The following is a 14,414-nucleotide window of genomic DNA, read 5'->3' on the forward strand; positions in this document are numbered from 1 at the left end:
AGAGAATGCAGAAGTTGCATTCTCTTTTTTGCTATAAAAATGGAGGAGGAGTATATGAAGTATCAGGTTCAGGAAAACAGTCTTACGATTTTTCTGCCACGGGAAGTAGACCATCACGCGGCAGAAGAACTGAAAAGAGAAGTAGACGAAATGATCGAACGCAATCACATCAAGATTGTGATTTTTGATTTTCAGGAAACAGATTTTATGGACAGCTCCGGCATCGGTGTGATCATGGGGCGGTATAAAAATCTGTATCTGATGGGCGGAGAAGTCTGGGCAATCCATGTGAATGAGCGGATGAAACGGATTCTCATCCTGTCCGGGGTGACAAAAATTTTGCATGTATATGAGGAGGAAGCGATATGAACGACACAAATGAAATGGAGTTGAAGTTTGACAGCAGATCCTGCAATGAAGGATTTGCCAGAGTGGCGGTTGCCGCATTTCTAACCCAGTTAAATCCAACAGTGGAAGAAGTGGCGGATGTAAAAACGGCAGTGTCTGAGGCCGTGACCAACGCCATCATCCACGGCTATGAAAACAGGGAAGGGAAGATTACAATCCGCTGCAGGATCCAGGGAAGGACACTGTACATAGAAGTGCAGGATTCAGGAATCGGGATTCTGGATGTGGAAAAGGCAATGGAACCGATGTTTACCACAAGACCGGAACTGGAACGCTCCGGAATGGGCTTTTCTTTTATGGAAGCCTTTATGGATGATCTGACGGTGGAATCAGAACCGGAAAAAGGGACATTGGTTCGGATGAAAAAAATGATCGGAAAAGGAAATCAGTTATGGACCACACACTCTCGTTAATTCAGCAGGCACACGAGGGAGATAAAGAAGCGAGAGAACAACTGGTAAAAGAAAATGTGGGACTGATCTGGTGTGTGGCAAAGCGGTTCTTCGGAAGAGGTGTGGAGGCAGAGGATCTGTTCCAGATCGGCAGCATTGGCCTTTTGAAGGCGATTGATAAATTTGACCTGAATTATCAGGTGAAGTTGTCAACTTATGCAGTGCCTATGATATCCGGAGAAATCAAAAGATTCTTAAGGGACGACGGTATGTTGAAGGTCAGTCGTTCCCTGAAGGAACTGTCCTGTAAAATTTTTCTGGCGAAGGAAGAACTGTTGAAAAAACAGGGACGGGAACCGACCATCGAGGAAATCGCAGAGTTCCTCCAGGTAGAGAAGGAAGAAGTGGTGTGGGCGCTGGAGTCCGGCAATGAAGTGGATTCGCTGAACCGTTCCATTTATCAGCAGGATGGAAGTGAGATCCGCCTGATGGACAAGCTGGTGGAAGAGGAAACAAAGGAGGAAGAAGTGCTGAATCGACTATTGGTAGATCAGTTGCTGGAAGGACTGAACAAAGAGGAACGGCAGGTCATTTATCTGAGATATTTTCAGGAAGTGACACAGTCGGAGGTGGGAGCGCGTCTTGGAATTTCTCAGGTGCAGGTGTCACGAATGGAGAAAAAGATCCTGGAACGACTGAGAAACTTAGGACAACAAGGGGAAGAAATAAAAAAGTCTTCCGCATAATCTGAGAAAAATGAGAAATACTATGTCCTGTAAAAGGAGTGTGAAGGACATGGATGACGGAAGAAAAAAATTAAATCTCTGCCTGATGCTGATTGTGATACTGGCGGTCTGTGTGGGCGTGATCTACTGGGGATGGAGTTGTTATCAAAAGGATGCGACAGTCAGTGAAGGAACGCTGATTGCGGTGGTGAGAACATGGCTGTAAATCGTCCGATCGTATATATCAAAGGAGATCGCAACGCAGAAATAGATCATACAGACATAACCGTGGGGGATCTGCTGGCGGTGGAATGTGCAGATCCCCATCTGAAAAACAGGATCAAAACAGAAAAGATCCTGAAACTCCCGCAGAAAGGATGCCACAGAGTCGTCGTCTCAGTTCTGGAGATTATTGCCTTGCTGCATCAAAACTTTCCGGAGCTGGACATTCAAAATTTGGGGGAAACCGATTTGATCGTCACATACGAAGGCGGAAAAAAGCCCAACGCCTGGTTCCAGTGTGGAAAAGTGATTCTGGTCGTACTGATTTCCTTTTTCGGGGCTGCATTTTCGATGATGTCATTTAACAATGATGTAAATGTAACCACTCTGTTCGGACAGTTGTATCAATGGGCAACCGGAGAAGAAAGCACGGGATTTACCATTCTGGAACTGACATACAGTATCGGGGTATCTGTGGGAATTCTGGTATTTTTTAATCATTTCGGCAAGAAACGGTTCTCCGTGGATCCCACACCGATCGAAGTGGAAATGCGGTTGTATGAAAATGATATCCAGACGACACTGGTGGAAAATTATTCCAGAAAGGGGAAAGAACTGGATGTGGATTAGACAGCTATTGCTGGCAGTGACCGGTCTGGGAGCCGGCGTGACGGTGGCAGGCGGCCTGTTCTCCTTTATCATCGGTCTGGGTGTGATCTCTGATTTGGCGGACCGAACACATACGGGAAATAAGATCCTTTTGTATGAGGACGCAGTGGCACTGGGAGGAATCGTCGGAAATCTGATTTCTGTGTATGCCCTGAATCAGGCGGGGAGATTGTCGGGAGTAATATGGCTTCTGGCTGTTTACGGAAGTCTGGCGGGCGTGTTTGTGGGGTGTTGGGCGATGGCACTGGCGGAAGTATTAAATGCCTATCCTATTTTCATAAGAAGAATAAAACTAACCAGCCATCTGTCCTGGTTTATTCTGGCAATTGCATTGGGAAAAACTCTGGGAGCGTTGCTGTTCTTCTGGAAAAGATGGTAAGAAAGCGAGGAGATACTATGAACAAGCAGGATCAGAAAGCATATGAGCAGTATGTCAAACAGAAAACTCCGGTTCATAACTTATGGGCAAATATGGCAAAGGCCTTTGTGACAGGCGGCAGCATTTGCCTGCTGGGAGAAATCATCCAGACCATCGGGAAAGAGGAGTATGGACTGTCAAAAGATATGGCAGGAAACTGGACCTCCCTGCTGCTGGTGCTGATCAGCGTGCTTCTAACCGGTACAGGAATCTATCCGAAGATTGCCAAATGGGGCGGTGCAGGTGCGTTGGTTCCGATCACCGGTTTTGCAAATTCCGTCTCGGCACCGGCTATCGAATACAAGAAAGAAGGGCAGGTCATGGGAATCGGCTGCAAGATCTTTACGATTGCGGGACCGGTGATCCTGTATGGGATTTTTACCAGTTGGGTTCTGGGGCTGATTTACTGGCTCTGGAAGCTGGTGGTATAATTTGTTGTCTGTTAAAGTGATATTCCATGCAACTAGGTTTTTCAGAATACACTCCGAAGTCCTGGAACTCGGAATGAGAACTGCATTTGGATATTTGTGAAGCATCCATGCCAGAGTAATCTGTGCACTGGTTGCTTTTTTTTACATGTGTTCCAATTAGTTTAATCAATGGAAGGTTTGCTTTCCGATAGATTGGAGAGCCTGTTCATGTGAAGAAACTCATTTGAGACTCATTTGAGAAAAATACAGGTTGACATATACCCTTATGGGGTATATAATCTACCTGAAAATAAAGGAACAAGGGAAAGAGAAGAAGCTTAGAAAGAGAAAGCAAGGGGAAGATAGAATGGAACAGTATATAGTAACCGGAATGAGCTGCGCAGCATGTAGCAGCCGTGTGGAAAAAGCAGTGTCAAAAGTGCCGGGAGTTACCAGTTGCTCGGTCAGCCTTCTGACCAACTCCATGGGAGTCGAGGGAACGGCCAGTGCACAGGATATCATTCATGCGGTGGAAGAGGCCGGATACGGAGCTTCCGTGAAAAATGGATCCGGGACAGCGGCACAGAGTCACTCCGCGGAGGAAGATGCCCTAGAAGATAAAGCAACTCCCGTTTTAAAACGGCGTCTGATAGCATCTCTGGGATTTCTGATCGTCCTGATGTATTTTTCCATGGGACATATGATGTGGGGCTGGCCTTTGCCGAAGTGGTTTGATGGAAACCATGTAGCGATGGGACTGGTTCAGCTCTTACTTTCCGCAATTATCATGGTGATCAATCAGAAGTTCTTTATCAGCGGATTCAAAAGTCTCTGGCACCGAGCACCGAATATGGATACGCTTGTGGCATTGGGCTCGGCGGCATCGTTTGTTTACAGTACCTATGCCTTGTTTGCCATGACCGGAGCACAAGTCAGAGGGGACATGGATGCGGTCATGAATTATATGATGGATTTCTACTTTGAATCGGCAGCCATGATTCTTGCGCTGATCACAGTCGGAAAGATGCTGGAGGCGAAATCCAAAGGCAAGACCACAGACGCATTAAAAAGTCTGATGAAACTGTCCCCGAAGACGGCAGTGATCTTGAAAGACGGAGAGGAACAGGAAATCCCGATAGAGCAGGTAAAGGTCGGAGATCAGTTTGTGGTTCGTCCGGGAGAAAAGATTCCGGTGGATGGCGTAATTATAAGTGGAAATACAGCAGTCAATGCATCAGCCCTGACCGGAGAGAGTATTCCGGTAGATAAGACCGAGGGAGACGCGGTATCGGCGGCAACGGTAAACCAGACAGGATTTATCCGTTGCGAGGCAACAAGAGTCGGCGAAGATACGACCCTTTCCCAGATTATCCAGATGGTCAGCGATGCGGCAGCGACCAAGGCTCCGATCGCCAAGGTGGCAGACCGGGTGTCGGGAGTCTTTGTGCCAGTTGTTATTACAATCGCAGTTGTGACAACGTTGATTTGGATGTTGTGTGGACAGACCTTCGGATTTGCCCTTGCCCGTGGAATTTCCGTGTTAGTAATCAGTTGCCCGTGTGCACTGGGATTGGCGACACCGGTTGCGATTATGGTAGGCAACGGAATGGGTGCCAAGAATGGCATTTTGTTTAAAAATGCGGTATCCTTAGAAGAGGCAGGAAAAGTACAGGTTGTTGCGCTGGATAAGACAGGAACGATCACAAGCGGAGAGCCGGAAGTGACGGATCTGATTCCGGCAGCAAAGGTATCCGAACGAGAACTTCTGGAAATGGCATATCAGTTGGAAAAACAGAGTGAACATCCGCTGGCAAAAGCCATCAACCGAAAAGCAGAGGAGGAGCAGATACAGAGTGAAGAGCTAGAAGAGTTCCATGCACTTCCTGGAAATGGTTTGGAAGGAGTTCAAAAGGGACAGGCCCTTTTGGGTGGAAACATTGCGTTTATGAAGACAAAGGCAGTACTTTCTGAGGAACTGGAAAAGGCAGCAGCTACTCTGGCAGAAGCAGGAAAGACCCCGCTTGCATTTGCAAAAGACGGGGTTCTTCAGGGGATCATCGGCGTGGCGGATGTGATCAAAAAAGACAGCCCACAAGCCATCAGTGAACTGAAAAACATGGGAATCCATGTGGTGATGCTGACCGGAGACAATGAGCGAACCGCAAGAGCAATCGGTGCACAGGCTGGTGTGGATGAGGTCATCGCCGGAGTCCTCCCGGATGGAAAAGAACAGGTGATCCGAAACTTGAAGCGTCAGGGGAAGGTTGCCATGGTGGGAGATGGAATCAATGATGCACCGGCACTGACAAGGGCAGATCTTGGAATTGCCATTGGAGCAGGAACGGATATTGCAATGGATGCGGCAGATGTAGTACTGATGAAGAGCAGGTTGAGTGACGTGCCGGCAGCAATTCGGCTGAGTCGTGCTACCCTTCGCAATATTCATGAAAATCTGTTCTGGGCCTTTATTTACAATATTATCGGAATTCCGCTGGCGGCAGGGGTATGGATCCCGCTATTTGGTTGGAAATTAAATCCGATGTTCGGAGCAGCGGCTATGAGTCTTTCCAGTTTCTGTGTGGTAAGCAATGCCCTGAGACTGAACCTGTTTGATATCCGAAACACAAAGAAAGACCGGAAGTGTGTTGCAAAAGGGTCAGGCCCCGATGGAGATATGACGGCAAAAGGGTCAGGCCCCGTTGACGGAGCAACTGCCGCTTCTATGGAAAAGACAATCCAGGTCAAAGGCATGATGTGCGGACACTGTGAAGCCCATGTAAAAAAGGCACTGGAGGAATTGCCGGAAGTAGACGAGGCAACCGCAGACTTTCAGAGCGGTGTGGCAACCGTTGTACTCAATGCGGAAGTAGAGGATAAAAAATTGAAACAGGCAATCGAAAAAGCCGGATACAAAGTGATCCGTGTGAAATAAAATGTAACCAGAAAATGAAAAATTAAAAGTGAATACAGGCAAACTGTAAAGAGGTAAAGGAGGAACCAGGATGTATAAGATTACAGCAGAAGTGGAAGGAATGGCTTGTGGAATGTGTGAGGCACATGTAAATGATGCGATTCGAGCAGCATTTGATGTGAAAAAGGTGTCATCTTCTCACAGCAAGGGCGTGACAGAGATTATTGCAGAGGAAGCGCTGGATGAAGAAAAAGTAAAAGAGGTCATTAAAGAAAGCGGATACACTCCGGGAAATGTGACCACAGAACCGTATGAAAAGAAAGGATTTTCTTTGTTCGGAAGATAGGAAGAAAGCCAAACCAGGAATTGGCCTGAAAATGGTGTTGGAACGGCGGCGAAGGCCGTTGTTTCGTTGACTTTTCTGTCGCATTTTGTTAGAATGGCATCAGAGTGTTATCAGTAAAAGGAAATGGTGGAATTCAGTGACTGAAAAGCAATTACACAAAGTCAAAAAACAAAGGATGATTTTTCTGATGGCAGCAGTAGTGATTATTGCTGCCCTTCTTTTTGTGTTTATAAACGGGATGAGAAAGCGGCATAAAGAAGCCGAAGAAGTAAAAAAAGGAGTGGCTTATTTAAAGGAACTGGAAGGCCAGGATCTGAAAGAGATCCAGACAAATATCAAGACGGTGAGATCTTCTATGGGCTTGGAACTGGCGGATTCGGATGAGGATGCAGTCTGGTCAGAATTTTCCAATTCGGTGATTCTGGGAGATTCCAGAGCGGTTGGATTCTATTTCCATGAATTTCTGCCTGAAGAACAGGTAATGGCAGAAGGCGGTGGAATTATTACAGATGCCACGAAATATCTGGATCAGTTAAAGACCTTGAATCCGGATATGATTTTCCTGTGCTACGGTCTGAATGATGTGGGACTGGGACAGTGGCCGGATGCGGATGATTATGCCAAGGATTATGCCAAGGTCGTAAAGAAACTTCAGAAGGCATTGCCGGATGCCACGATCTATATCAATTCCATTCTCCCGGCAGTGGGTGTGGGACTGGATGCGGATCCGGATTATCCGAGAATTGATGAGTACAATGACGCACTTCAGAAGATGTGCGAAGAAGAGGGCTGGCCTTATATTGACAATACCCAACTGGCGAAGGAACATGAAAATCTGTATCAGGAAGACGGACTTCATGTGGAAACCGAATTCTATAAGTATTGGGCAGCCAATATGCTGACAGAGGTAGAAGAGTGATGAAGAATTATTATACCTATATCAAGATCACACTGGTGGTATTGTTACTTGGATTTATTGTGTTCGATATGCGGAGAGATCCCATCAGCAACGCGCAGATCGATACGGTGGAAAAAGCAGTGGTGAGTGTGTCGGACTTCAAGGATGCCTCTCCTTCAGAGAACCGTATGGTTAAGCGGTTTTACGGATTAAATCCAAAGGATTATGAAGGGGCAATTCTCTATGCGCCTTCTGACAATATGGATGCAAAGGAATTGTTTCTGATCAAACTGACAGACGTGTCTCAGAGCGATGCGGTACAGGATGCGATTGAAGAACGGCTGGATACCCAGAAGAAGAGTTTTGAAGGCTATGGTGCAGAACAGACAAAGCTTTTGAAGGATCATGTACTGGAAGTGAAAGGAAACTATATTCTTTATTATGTTGGCGGAAATACATCGAAAGTCCGTCAGGCATTCTTAGACAGTTTATAGAAAGGGCGGAAAGAATGTTATGATCTTCAGCAGTATCTTTTTTATCTTCATATTTTTGCCGCTCACATTGCTGGTCTATTATCTGACACCTTTTAAGGCGAAGAACCTGGTATTGTTGCTGGTGAGTCTGATCTTCTATGCCTGGGGAGAGCCGGTCTATGTTCTTCTGATGTTGTTCAGCATCGGAATCAACTATGTCAGTGGACGTGAGATTGAGGCATTTCGCTCAGAAAATACAGAACAATCCGAGCAGAAAGCAAAGATTGCCATGATCGTGACGGTTGTGATCAACCTTTGTATTCTGGGATTTTATAAATACTTCGGATTCGTCATGGACAACTTAAATGCGGTGCTTCCGTTTGAAATTTCTTACCACGCACTGTCCCTTCCGATCGGTATTTCCTTCTATACATTCCAGACCATGTCTTATGTGATCGATGTGTATCGGAAAAAGGTAGAAGCGCAGCATAATCTCATAACCTTCGGAGCGTATGTATCCATGTTTCCGCAGCTGATCGCAGGACCGATCGTCCGTTATTCGGATGTGGAAAGACAGTTGCAGCACCGGAGAATTTCCAGAGAAAAATTCGGAGACGGAGCCATGTGGTTCTTGCAGGGTCTCGGGAAAAAGGTGATCCTTGCGAACAATATCGGAATGGTCTATGACTCCATTCTTGCGTTGGGTGCGTCCGAAACTTCCATGCTGACGGCATGGATTGGAGCCTTTGCCTATACCATGCAGATTTATTATGATTTTGGCGGTTATTCCGATATGGCAATCGGCCTCGGTAAAATGCTGGGATTCGATTTTATCAAGAACTTTGATTATCCGTATATTTCCACCAGTATCACGGAATTCTGGAGAAGATGGCATATTTCCCTGAGCAGCTGGTTTAAAGAATATGTCTATATTCCGCTGGGAGGAAACAGGTGCAGTACGGCGAAAGCAATCCGCAATCTAATGATCGTCTGGTGTTTGACCGGATTGTGGCATGGAGCAGCCTGGAACTTTATTTTCTGGGGCTTATATTATGGAATACTTCTCTGTCTGGAGAAATATATATTAAAAGGGGTATTGGAACGGATGCCTCAGGCCGTCAAACATCTGTATACGATGGCGTTGGTTATGATCGGATGGATGTTGTTTGCCGCACCGGGAATGGGACGGGCTGCCTCTTACATCGGAACCATGTTCTGTGTGGGTGGACATGGTCTGGCAGACTGGACCGGATTTTATTATCTGAAATCAACGCTGATTCTTGGAATCGCTGCGCTCCTTTGCAGCACGCCACTGATCTATCAGCGGTTTGAACATGCAATGTGCAGCAGAAGCAAGATGCGACAGATGTTATGTATTGTGGCATATGCGGTGGTCTTTCTGATTTGTACGGCCTATCTTGTAAACGCCACATACAACCCGTTCCTGTATTTCAGATTCTAGTCTTACAGTCTGAGAAACGGAGTTTCCGGACGCAGTGCCTGAGAAACTGAACAAAGGTGCAGAATTAGAACAGAGACTTCCGGGTTCAGAATCTGAGCGAGTGGAGCACTCGGAAAAATGCAGGAGATATGCAGGCGTATACAACTGTGATGCCTGGGAAATGATCCGTGTGAAAAAACGGGTATCGGAGGATAGAAATGGACAGCGAAAAGCAGGAACGATATGAAAAATATAAAAAAAGACGGCGAAGGGCAACCGGACTTGCGGTAGCGTTGCTGTTGGTAGTGCCGATGGTGGTACTTCCCATTGCAAGTCTGATCAAACCGGATGTGAAGTTTTCCGCAGAGGAAAACAGAATCCTGACCCAGAGACCGAAGCTGAATCCGGAAACTTTGAAATCCAAAAGTTTTATGGAGGATATGGAGTCCTATACCTCGGATCAGTTTATTTTCAGGGATTGGTGGGTCAGCCTGAAAGTACGCTCGGATATGCTTCTCGGAAAACGGGAATTTAACGGAGTGTATCTGGGAAAGGAAAAGTACCTGATGCAGGCGATGTCAGAGCCGAATGAAAAGGCAGTCAAAGAAAATCTGGCGGCAATCAGTAATCTGGCAGATAAAAATTCCAGTCTGAATGTCAATGTCATGATTATTCCGAATGCGGCGTATGTGCTGAAGGACAAGCTGCCGAAAGGTGCGCCTGTCCGGGATCAGAGTGAGGATATGAAACAGATCCGGGAGGAACTTTCCGGAACGGTCAACTGTATTGATGTGACCAGAACCCTGAAAAAGCATCAGGATGAGCAGATTTATTATAAGACCGATCATCACTGGACCAGTAAGGGCGCCTGCCTTGCATTTGAAGATGCGGCAGAATCTCTGGGAATTACAGACCCTGTCACGAATTATGATATTTATACGGTGACCACGGATTTCTCCGGAACGTTGGCATCCAGGAGCGGATATCACAGTGGGAAAGATTCCATCCAGGTTTATGCACCGAAGGACGGAAAGACAGAGTATCTGGTGACGGATTCGGATAATAAAGAGCAGCGTGCCACCGTTTATGACAGGGATGCGCTGAAAGAAAAGGACAAGTATCAGGTATTCTTTGGCGGAAACCATGCGTTGGTTGATATTACAACTGCCAACGATACGAAAAACCGGCTTCTGGTATTTAAGGATTCTTATGCCAATTGTTTTGTCCCGTTTTTGATTCCTTATTATAATGAAATCGTGATGGTGGATCCGAGATATTATTATGACAATGTGGATCAGTTGATTTCCAGTAAAGGAATTACAGATGTGTTATTTTTATATAATATGGATACATTCCTGACAGACAATTCGATTTCAGATGTTCTGGCATCCGACAGTTCTGACAGTTCAGAAGAATAAAACTCTTTGTTCTGAGTATACTAACAGTATTGCTTGGGACAAGGAGTTTTTTTATGGAAAGAAAACAAGGAGAACAAAGTATTCAATTTGATCAGGCACCATTTATCGTAAGCCATGCCTCGGTGGTAGGAAAAAAAGAAGGAGAGGGCCCTCTGGGAAATGCCTTTGATCTGGTGAATCCCGATGACCTGTTTGGAAAATCTACCTGGGAGGAAGCTGAAAGTGCAATGCAGAAGGAAGCATGTCTTCTGGCACTGCAAAAAGGGAAGACGGAACCGGAAGAGGTACGGTTTTTGTTTGGTGGAGATTTGCTGCGGCAAGGGATTGCGACTTCTATGGGGGTGGAACCTTTCCGGATTCCGCTGTTTGGACTTTACGGAGCGTGCTCGACTTCGGGAGAGGCACTGGCATTGGGGGCCATGACGGTAGCGGGCGGTTATGCGGATTATACACTTGCGGTTACTTCCAGTCATTTTGGGAGTGCGGAGAAAGAATTCCGGTTTCCGTTGGGGTATGCGAACCAGCGGCCTTTAAGTGCACAGTGGACGGTGACAGGAAGCGGAGCGTTCCTGCTGGGGCGCGGTGGAAGCTCTGAAGGTGGTAGTGGAATTGAAAGTGTTTTGGAAAGTGGAAAAGAAAAAAGCCATGTGAGGATCCGGGGAGTGACCATCGGAAAGATTGTGGACTACGGACTGAAGGATTCCCAGAATATGGGAGCCTGTATGGCGCCGGCTGCGGCAGATACGATCCACAGAGCACTGACTGATTTTCAAATGACACCGGACTCTTTTGATAAGATTATCACCGGTGATCTGGGATATATTGGCAGTGAGATTCTGCTGGATATTCTGGAAAAAAATGAAATCGTCCTGCAAAAGAAACATTTAGACTGTGGGAAACTGATTTTTGATCAGGAAACACAGGATACGCATGCAGGAGGCAGTGGTTGTGGTTGTGCCGCCACCACGTTATCTGCGTATATTTTGCCGAGGTTGTGGAAGGGAGAATGGAAGAGAGTGCTGTTTGTTCCGACGGGAGCGTTGATGTCAACGGTCAGCTTCAACGAAGGGAAGAGTGTGCCGGGAATCGCACATGCCATTTTGTTGGAGCACTGTTGAGAAAAATGCGATTTCTGAAATGTGGATGATGGACGGGCAGACTGTCCGTTGACAGAAAAATCGCGTATGCTCCGATGTGACTGTAGAGTTAATTATTAACAGTGGAAGGGAAATCGTGAGCTGAAAAAAATATAAGAGAATATAAGGTGGAAAAGAGGAGAATCGGGATGAATTATGTGCATGCATTCTGGGTGGGCGGTCTGATCTGTGCACTCAGCCAGATCCTGTTGGATCGCACCAAACTGATGCCGGGGAGGATTATGGTACTGTTGGTATGCAGTGGAGCTATTCTTGGTTTTTGTAATCTGTATGAACCGTTGAAAGAATTTGCTCATGCGGGCGCTAGTGTTCCGTTGCTGGGCTTTGGAAATACGCTGTGGCAGGGCGTGAAAGAGGCTGTGGAGAAAGAAGGGTTTATCGGAATCTTTATGGGCGGGTTTAAAGCCAGTGCTGTGGGAATTTCGGCGGCATTGATTTTCGGGTATCTGGCTTCATTTCTGTTCGAACCGAGGATGAAAAAATAGAATGTTAAATCTATGTAAAATAAAAGTTGAATGATCGTAAACTTTATTGTATTTTCAGGATAATAATGTTATCGTAAGACCGTTAATGAGAAGGTTTGATGAGAAAATGATGAAGAATATCAGGAGGATTGTATGAATTACGTTAACATTATTCTTCCGTTCGTCGGGGGACTGGGAATGTTTATATACGGCATGCAGATCATGGCACAGGGACTTGAAAATGCAGCCGGAAATCGAATGAAATCTCTGTTGGAGGTTTTGACAAAGAACAAGTTTTTTGGGGTGCTTCTGGGAGCTCTTATCACAGCGGTGATTCAGAGCTCTTCAGCAACGACCGTTATGGTAGTGGGATTTGTAAATGCGGGAATTATGAATCTGAATCAGGCCATGGGCGTGATTATGGGTGCGAATATCGGAACGACCGTGACCGGATGGTTGGTTTCCAGTGTGGAGTGGGCAAAATTCTTAAGTCCTGCCAATCTGGCACCGCTTGCCATCATCATCGGTGTGGTGATCATGTTGACAGGAACCAGACGATCAACAAAAGACATTTCCAGTATCATCATTGGATTTGGTCTGTTGTTCGTGGGAATTACGACCATGTCATCTGCAGTATCTCCGTTACAGCAGTCAGAAGGATTCCGAAATATGTTTGTGGTTTTGGGCGGCAATCCGTTTTTGGGAATCGTAGCCGGAGCACTGGTTACGGCAATTATTCAGAGTTCTTCTGCTTCCGTGGGAATTCTGCAGAGTCTGGCGGCGGCAGGTTTGGTTCCGTTTAATGCAGCGATTTATATCATCATGGGTCAGAACATCGGTACCTGTGTGACTGCGATGCTGTCCAGTGTAGGTGCAAAGAGAAATGCAAAGACAGCTGCGATCATGCATCTGTTGTTTAATATCATTGGAACGATTATTTTTTCCGTCTTGGCGATCGTATTCTTCCAGGTGATACGTCCGGATATGGGATCAGGAATCATCAGCCAGACCCAGATTAGTGCCGTGCATACTGCATTTAATATCTGTACCACGGTTCTGCTCTTCCCGGTTTCTGACCTGATCATCAAACTGGCAAAGAAGATCGGACGAGTTGAAGAGGAAGAACAGAACGACGACAGCAAAGTGCTTTTGGACGAGCGTATGCTGGAAACTCCGGGCCTGGCGTTGCAGACGACTTTGAGTGAGGTTTCCCGTATGGGACATATCGTAGAGGATACCCTGGAGAAATCCAGAAATGTGATGTTTACCAAAGATTTTCAGGATATTATGGAAATCAAAGAGATGGAAGATAAAGTGGACCGGCTCTGTGGGGGAATCACTGAATATGTCATTAAGATCAGTACTCTGTCCATCAGTGAGAAAGAACACGAAGAAGTAGCGGGACTTTTACAGATATTATCCGATATGGAACGGATCAGCGATTACTGTGAAAATGTATCCGAGTTTGCGGAAACACTGTATGAGAGAAAGGCAGAGTTTTCAGAGATTGGAAAAGCGCAGATGAAAGAAATGATCGACGTCTGTATCAAGAGTTATCATTGTGCCTTACTGGCATTTGAAAGCCAGGATTCGGAAATGGCAATGAAAGTGATTGAAGAAGAGACGAAGGCGGATGATCTGGAAGTGCAGTTGCGTTCGGATCATATGCAGAGAATGGCGAACGGACAGTGTGCGACGGATCCGGGAATCGTGTTCCTGGATGCACTGGTATGTATGGAACGTATTTCAGACCATGCGAGAAACATTGCGGAAGAGCTGTTGACTGAGTCGAAATAAAGACATGGAAAGACTGAAATCCGGCATCGGATTGTGTAAGCAAAAGACAGTAAATAAATGCCGGACTGACAGGCGGAGCGAAGGTAAAAAGAATAGAGCAACGAACAGAATAACGGAGAGTTACACACAGAAATGTGATGTGATTCTCCGTTTTGCGTTGCCAAGCATACGACAAAATGGGCGACTTCTGCATTGCGGAGAAGCATCTTAAGAAAGTCTTCAGAAATTAAGTGAGGAAATATTATGAAATATATTATAAGATAAA

Annotated in this window: 17 protein-coding genes; all 17 read left to right on the forward strand. The window is 46.1% G+C overall.

Going from position 1 to position 14,414, the window contains the following annotated elements; genetic code table 11:
* Positions 1-54: 54 nt before the first annotated feature.
* The 17 genes from KGMB01110_RS11815 to KGMB01110_RS11895 all read left to right on the forward strand — a co-directional run bounded on the left by KGMB01110_RS11815 (position 55) and on the right by KGMB01110_RS11895 (position 14,149).
* Positions 55-369 (forward strand): STAS domain-containing protein, encoded by a 315-nt coding sequence (locus KGMB01110_RS11815; RefSeq protein WP_117603349.1) that lies wholly within the window; start codon positions 55-57, stop codon positions 367-369.
* Positions 366-821, forward strand: a complete 456-nt coding sequence (spoIIAB, locus tag KGMB01110_RS11820; protein ID WP_117603350.1) for an anti-sigma F factor — start codon at positions 366-368, stop codon at positions 819-821. Before KGMB01110_RS11815 ends, spoIIAB begins: the two co-directional genes overlap by 4 nt.
* The gene (locus KGMB01110_RS11825; RefSeq protein WP_117603351.1) at positions 800-1,546 is read left to right on the forward strand and encodes a SigF/SigG family RNA polymerase sporulation sigma factor; all 747 of its coding nucleotides are present in this window, start codon (positions 800-802) and stop codon (positions 1,544-1,546) included. The genes spoIIAB and KGMB01110_RS11825 overlap by 22 nt, the downstream gene beginning before the upstream one ends.
* Positions 1,547-1,595: 49 nt before the next feature.
* The gene (locus KGMB01110_RS14940; protein WP_156085443.1) at positions 1,596-1,751 is read left to right on the forward strand and encodes a hypothetical protein; all 156 of its coding nucleotides are present in this window, start codon (positions 1,596-1,598) and stop codon (positions 1,749-1,751) included.
* Entirely contained in the window at positions 1,742-2,377 is a 636-nt protein-coding gene (locus tag KGMB01110_RS11830; protein ID WP_117603352.1) for a stage V sporulation protein AA, read from the forward strand. Before KGMB01110_RS14940 ends, KGMB01110_RS11830 begins: the two co-directional genes overlap by 10 nt.
* On the forward strand, positions 2,367-2,795 hold the full coding sequence (locus KGMB01110_RS11835) for a stage V sporulation protein AB (RefSeq protein WP_119298492.1): 429 nt from the start codon (positions 2,367-2,369) through the stop codon (positions 2,793-2,795). Before KGMB01110_RS11830 ends, KGMB01110_RS11835 begins: the two co-directional genes overlap by 11 nt.
* A 17-nt stretch (positions 2,796-2,812) precedes the next feature.
* Complete coding sequence (locus KGMB01110_RS11840) at positions 2,813-3,265, forward strand: SpoVA/SpoVAEb family sporulation membrane protein (protein ID WP_117603354.1); 453 nt, start codon at positions 2,813-2,815, stop codon at positions 3,263-3,265.
* A gap of 346 nt (positions 3,266-3,611) precedes the next feature.
* On the forward strand, positions 3,612-6,176 hold the full coding sequence (locus KGMB01110_RS11850) for a heavy metal translocating P-type ATPase (protein ID WP_119298494.1): 2,565 nt from the start codon (positions 3,612-3,614) through the stop codon (positions 6,174-6,176).
* A 70-nt stretch (positions 6,177-6,246) separates the two neighbouring features.
* Entirely contained in the window at positions 6,247-6,501 is a 255-nt protein-coding gene (locus KGMB01110_RS11855; RefSeq protein ID WP_119298496.1) for a heavy-metal-associated domain-containing protein, read from the forward strand.
* Positions 6,502-6,688: 187 nt separating this feature from the next.
* Complete coding sequence (locus KGMB01110_RS11860; protein WP_243112810.1) at positions 6,689-7,420, forward strand: GDSL-type esterase/lipase family protein; 732 nt, start codon at positions 6,689-6,691, stop codon at positions 7,418-7,420.
* Positions 7,420-7,893 (forward strand): DUF4358 domain-containing protein, encoded by a 474-nt coding sequence (locus tag KGMB01110_RS11865; protein ID WP_119298498.1) that lies wholly within the window; start codon positions 7,420-7,422, stop codon positions 7,891-7,893. The genes KGMB01110_RS11860 and KGMB01110_RS11865 overlap by 1 nt, the downstream gene beginning before the upstream one ends.
* A gap of 19 nt (positions 7,894-7,912) precedes the next feature.
* Entirely contained in the window at positions 7,913-9,334 is a 1,422-nt protein-coding gene (locus KGMB01110_RS11870; RefSeq protein ID WP_117603358.1) for an MBOAT family O-acyltransferase, read from the forward strand.
* A 34-nt stretch (positions 9,335-9,368) separates the two neighbouring features.
* On the forward strand, positions 9,369-9,560 hold the full coding sequence (locus tag KGMB01110_RS11875; RefSeq protein WP_117603359.1) for a hypothetical protein: 192 nt from the start codon (positions 9,369-9,371) through the stop codon (positions 9,558-9,560).
* A complete protein-coding gene (locus tag KGMB01110_RS11880) occupies positions 9,532-10,731 on the forward strand; it encodes a DHHW family protein (RefSeq protein ID WP_117888072.1) in 1,200 nt (399 codons plus the stop codon). The genes KGMB01110_RS11875 and KGMB01110_RS11880 overlap by 29 nt, the downstream gene beginning before the upstream one ends.
* Before the next feature lie 53 nt (positions 10,732-10,784).
* Complete coding sequence (locus KGMB01110_RS11885; RefSeq protein WP_119298499.1) at positions 10,785-11,849, forward strand: stage V sporulation protein AD; 1,065 nt, start codon at positions 10,785-10,787, stop codon at positions 11,847-11,849.
* Positions 11,850-12,016: 167 nt separating this feature from the next.
* Positions 12,017-12,373, forward strand: a complete 357-nt coding sequence (spoVAE, locus tag KGMB01110_RS11890; RefSeq protein ID WP_117603362.1) for a stage V sporulation protein AE — start codon at positions 12,017-12,019, stop codon at positions 12,371-12,373.
* A 132-nt stretch (positions 12,374-12,505) separates the two neighbouring features.
* Positions 12,506-14,149: a Na/Pi cotransporter family protein gene (locus tag KGMB01110_RS11895; protein WP_119298501.1), complete on the forward strand. Its 1,644-nt coding sequence runs from the start codon at positions 12,506-12,508 to the stop codon at positions 14,147-14,149.
* Positions 14,150-14,414 lie beyond the last annotated feature (265 nt).

It is taken from the genome of Mediterraneibacter butyricigenes (genome assembly GCF_003574295.1).
Classification (GTDB): Bacteria; Bacillota; Clostridia; order Lachnospirales; family Lachnospiraceae; genus Mediterraneibacter_A; species Mediterraneibacter_A butyricigenes.

Excerpts from the sequence above, each read along its gene's own strand:
- KGMB01110_RS11840 (WP_117603354.1), top strand. The coding sequence starts at position 2,813 with ATGAACAAGCAGGATCAGAAAGCATATGAGCAGTATGTCAAACAGAAA.
- spoVAE (WP_117603362.1), top strand. The coding sequence starts at position 12,017 with ATGAATTATGTGCATGCATTCTGGGTGGGCGGTCTGATCTGTGCACTC.
- KGMB01110_RS11895 (WP_119298501.1), top strand. The coding sequence starts at position 12,506 with ATGAATTACGTTAACATTATTCTTCCGTTCGTCGGGGGACTGGGAATG.
- KGMB01110_RS11825 (WP_117603351.1), top strand. The coding sequence starts at position 800 with ATGGACCACACACTCTCGTTAATTCAGCAGGCACACGAGGGAGATAAA.
- KGMB01110_RS11850 (WP_119298494.1), top strand. The coding sequence starts at position 3,612 with ATGGAACAGTATATAGTAACCGGAATGAGCTGCGCAGCATGTAGCAGC.
- KGMB01110_RS11885 (WP_119298499.1), top strand. The coding sequence starts at position 10,785 with ATGGAAAGAAAACAAGGAGAACAAAGTATTCAATTTGATCAGGCACCA.
- KGMB01110_RS11870 (WP_117603358.1), top strand. The coding sequence starts at position 7,913 with ATGATCTTCAGCAGTATCTTTTTTATCTTCATATTTTTGCCGCTCACA.
- KGMB01110_RS11865 (WP_119298498.1), top strand. The coding sequence starts at position 7,420 with ATGAAGAATTATTATACCTATATCAAGATCACACTGGTGGTATTGTTA.
- KGMB01110_RS14940 (WP_156085443.1), top strand. The coding sequence starts at position 1,596 with ATGGATGACGGAAGAAAAAAATTAAATCTCTGCCTGATGCTGATTGTG.
- KGMB01110_RS11880 (WP_117888072.1), top strand. The coding sequence starts at position 9,532 with ATGGACAGCGAAAAGCAGGAACGATATGAAAAATATAAAAAAAGACGG.
- KGMB01110_RS11815 (WP_117603349.1), top strand. The coding sequence starts at position 55 with ATGAAGTATCAGGTTCAGGAAAACAGTCTTACGATTTTTCTGCCACGG.
- KGMB01110_RS11860 (WP_243112810.1), top strand. The coding sequence starts at position 6,689 with ATGGCAGCAGTAGTGATTATTGCTGCCCTTCTTTTTGTGTTTATAAAC.
- KGMB01110_RS11855 (WP_119298496.1), top strand. The coding sequence starts at position 6,247 with ATGTATAAGATTACAGCAGAAGTGGAAGGAATGGCTTGTGGAATGTGT.
- spoIIAB (WP_117603350.1), top strand. The coding sequence starts at position 366 with ATGAACGACACAAATGAAATGGAGTTGAAGTTTGACAGCAGATCCTGC.
- KGMB01110_RS11835 (WP_119298492.1), top strand. The coding sequence starts at position 2,367 with ATGTGGATTAGACAGCTATTGCTGGCAGTGACCGGTCTGGGAGCCGGC.
- KGMB01110_RS11830 (WP_117603352.1), top strand. The coding sequence starts at position 1,742 with ATGGCTGTAAATCGTCCGATCGTATATATCAAAGGAGATCGCAACGCA.